This is a genomic window from Myxococcus sp. CA039A (genome assembly GCF_013336645.1).
Classification (GTDB): Bacteria; Myxococcota; Myxococcia; order Myxococcales; family Myxococcaceae; genus Myxococcus; species Myxococcus llanfairpwllgwyngyllgogerychwyrndrobwllllantysiliogogogochensis.
Genome location: NZ_JABUMQ010000581.1, coordinates 1 through 3,048 on the forward strand (window position 1 = coordinate 1; position 3,048 = coordinate 3,048).

General features: G+C 69.8%; 3 protein-coding genes and 1 pseudogene. 1 reads left to right on the plus strand and 3 read right to left on the minus strand.

Annotation, left to right across the window (positions count from 1 at the left end):
- Positions 1-160 precede the first annotated feature (160 nt).
- The 3 genes from HR086_RS45960 to HR086_RS45970 form a co-directional block, all read right to left on the minus strand.
- A complete protein-coding gene (locus HR086_RS45960; RefSeq protein ID WP_141649421.1) occupies positions 161-577 on the minus strand; it encodes a hypothetical protein in 417 nt (138 codons plus the stop codon).
- A gap of 55 nt (positions 578-632) precedes the next feature.
- Positions 633-1,676, minus strand: coding sequence for a diguanylate cyclase (locus tag HR086_RS45965; protein WP_141649420.1), 1,044 nt, complete (start codon positions 1,674-1,676; stop codon positions 633-635).
- A 108-nt stretch (positions 1,677-1,784) separates the two neighbouring features.
- Positions 1,785-2,405: a tRNA (guanosine(46)-N(7))-methyltransferase TrmB gene (locus HR086_RS45970; protein WP_174468819.1), complete on the minus strand. Its 621-nt coding sequence runs from the start codon at positions 2,403-2,405 to the stop codon at positions 1,785-1,787.
- 73 nt (positions 2,406-2,478) lie between these two features.
- On the opposite strand from HR086_RS45970, the pseudogene HR086_RS45975 reads away from it, so the two are divergent.
- A pseudogene (locus HR086_RS45975) lies at positions 2,479-3,048 on the plus strand (bifunctional riboflavin kinase/FAD synthetase); the annotation flags it as partial.

The window sequence follows — 3,048 nt, forward strand, 5'->3', positions numbered from 1 at the left end:
CGCCGGAGGGGCGGATTCCAAGGGGGACGGAGTCTGGGCGGCGCTGCCGGGCGTCGAGGCCGGCCGCCGGATGACTTCGACCGCGGGAACCACCCGCCGTGTCTTCCGATCGTTCACAGTCGTACGTTACCTGATGCGAGGAGCCCGAGCATGCCCGGCTTCACGGCTGGAGGGAGGCTGAGAGGTCCACTTTCCACCCAGACGGCTCTCGGACCATCCGGACCTCGTGGGTGCTGCCTGACGAGCGAACGAGCACGGTCGCCTCGTCGCCCGCCTCCCGGACCAGGGAGACCTCCGTAACATCCGGAGGAGGGGGGACATTCGCGAAGAAGAGGCCCAGGGGCTCGGGTTTCACCGCGCCCCCGGAGGCGTCACTCACCGCCTGGGCCCGCTTCGTCAGGGCCGTCTGGGTGGGCTGGGACAATGCGCCCCAGGCCGCGCGCAACTCGCCGCGCTTCACCAGACGGTGGAAGGACGTATACGCATCTTGCGGTGTGCCGAAGCGGGGCTGGTTGCAGCCGGCCACGCCCACCAGGAGCAGGGCCAGCAACCAGGGCATCGTCGCGGTCAGGCGCATGGACGTGGGGTTTAGGTCAAAGCGGCGCCGGGGGAAAGCCTTGGGTTCGTCCGTCTCACGGAACGTGTTGCTGGACACGGTTGCGCCCCGCTCCCTTGGCCGCGTAGAGCCCCGCATCCGCGGCGCGAAGAAGCTCCTCCGCGCTCCCCAGGTCTTCCGAGGGCACCGTCGCCACGCCCAGCGACGCCGTCAGGCGCACCTCCTGCCGCTTCCCGTCCACGCCCACGTGCTCCACCCGCAGGCCGGCGATGGCCTCGCGCACGCGCTCGCACACCTTGAGCGCGTCCGCCGTCGCCGTCTCCGGCAACAACGCGATGAACTCCTCCCCGCCATAACGCGCCAGCACGTCCACCTCGCGCAGCCGCGAGCGCGTCGTCTGCGCCACCGCCTTGAGCACCTGGTCCCCAAAGGGGTGGCCGAAGGTGTCGTTGATGCGCTTGAAGTGGTCGATGTCCAGCATCACCAGCGACAGGGGGGACTGGTAGCGCCGCGAGCGCGCGAACTCGTCGCTCAGGCGCTCCTCGAAGCAGCGCCGGTTGAACAGCCCCGTGAGCGCGTCCGTCCGGCTGAGCGCCAGGAGCTCCTCGCGCCGCCGCGCCAGCTCCTTGTTGGCCTTGTCCAGCTCCCGGTTCTTCTCCACCAGCGCGTCCTGGAGCGCCTTGAGCCGCAGCATCGACTTCACCCGCGCCGACAGCTCCAACATGTCGAAGGGCTTCACCAGGTAGTCGTCCGCCCCCAGCTCCAGCCCCTCCACCTTTCCCGCCGCCTGCCGCGCCGTCATCAGAATCACCGGGATGAAGCCGAAGCCTTCCTCCCCGGAGTTCGCCTTGATGATGCGGCACACCTCCACGCCGCCCAGCCCCGGCATCTCCACGTCCATCAAGATGAGGTCCGGCCGCGCCTCGCGAATGGCCGACAGCGCCTGTGTGCCGTCATGGGCTTCCTTGAAGACGTACCCCCGCGGCGCCAGCCCCTCGCGCACATGTGCCACGTGCGATGGATCGTCATCGACGATGAGCACCGTCCGGCCGCTCAGCTCGCCGCCTGCCCCAGTCCGCCGGGCTACCTCCGGCGTCCTCTTCCTGTCACCCTCCGCCATGCGGTTGCGCCCCCAGTGCAATCATCCCGCGCTGCCAGAATGCCTGTGATTGTCTCCCGCCGACTCCAGGAAGCCAAGGGGTAGGGCAAGTCCCCGTCTTTCGGAGGCTCAGGCGGGTTTGACGAGGCGGGCCCGGTACACCGGCTCTCCCGAGGTGAGATACCGCCGCTCACGCGTCGAGGGCACCTCCTCCGAGTCATACGGATGGAAAACACCGGAACCCAAGGGGTTGTGGAAACCCACGGATTCCAGGATGGAGAGCATGTTGTGGGCGCGGTCCTCGACGTCGGTGCGCATGTCGAAGCGGCCGCCGGGGGCGAGCCTGGTGAGCAGGAGGGCGGCGAAATCCGGCTGCACGACGGCGCGCTTGGCGTGGGCGCGCTTCCACCAGGGGTCGGGGAACTGGAGGTGGATGGCGGAGAGCGAGCCGGCCGCGAAGATGCGGGGGACGGCGAAGCGGGCGTCGGACTCGACGACGCGCAGGTTCTTCATCCCGGCCTTCTGGGCGCGCTCCTGGGTGTCGCGCGCGTACTTCTTGCGCCACTCGAAGGCGACGAAGCGGATGGTGGGGTTGCGGCGGCAGTACTCCAGCGCGTGGCCCCCGGCGCCGGAGCCGATTTCAAGCTCCAGGGGGCCCGGGAAGCCGAACTCGGCGTCCCAATCCGGAGGGGTCTCCTGGGCGATGAGGTGGAGGCCGACGGGGTCTGGCAGCAAGCGGGGGCGTGGCATGAGGAGGGCGCTCCAACCACGGCCGAGCGGGGTCTGGCCAGGGAAAAACACTGGTATCTGGTATAGGGGAGGGATGAAGGTCTTCCAGTCGGTGGCGGAGGCGGGCCGGGCGCTGATCGGCCGAGCGCTCGCCCTGGGCAACTTCGACGGGGTGCACGTGGGCCACCAGGCCCTCTTCGCGGAGGCGCGCAAGCACGCTTCCCCCGCGGCGTTCACCTTCAACCCCCACCCGGGCAAGGTGCTCCAGCCAGACCTGGCGCCCAAGCTGATTACCTTGCTGCCCCGCCGCCTGGAGCTGCTCGCCGACCTGGGGCTGGAGGCCACGGTGGTGCAGGCCTTCTCGCGTGACTATGCGCGCACGGGCCCCGCGGACTTCGAGGCCACGCTCTTCGACGCGCTCGGCGTGGCGCACGTGGTGGTGGGCAGCGACTTCACCTACGGCGTGGCGCGCGCGGGCAACGTGGAGACGCTGCGCGAGGCGGCGTCCCGGCGGGGCGCGCGCGTCCATGTGGTGACGCCCGTCACGGTGGACGGGGTGGTGGCCTCGTCCTCACGGGTGCGTGAGTACATCCTCGAGGGGCGCGTGTCCGCCGCGTGCCGGCTCCTGGGTCGCCCGTTCGATTTGGACGGGATGGTCGTGGCG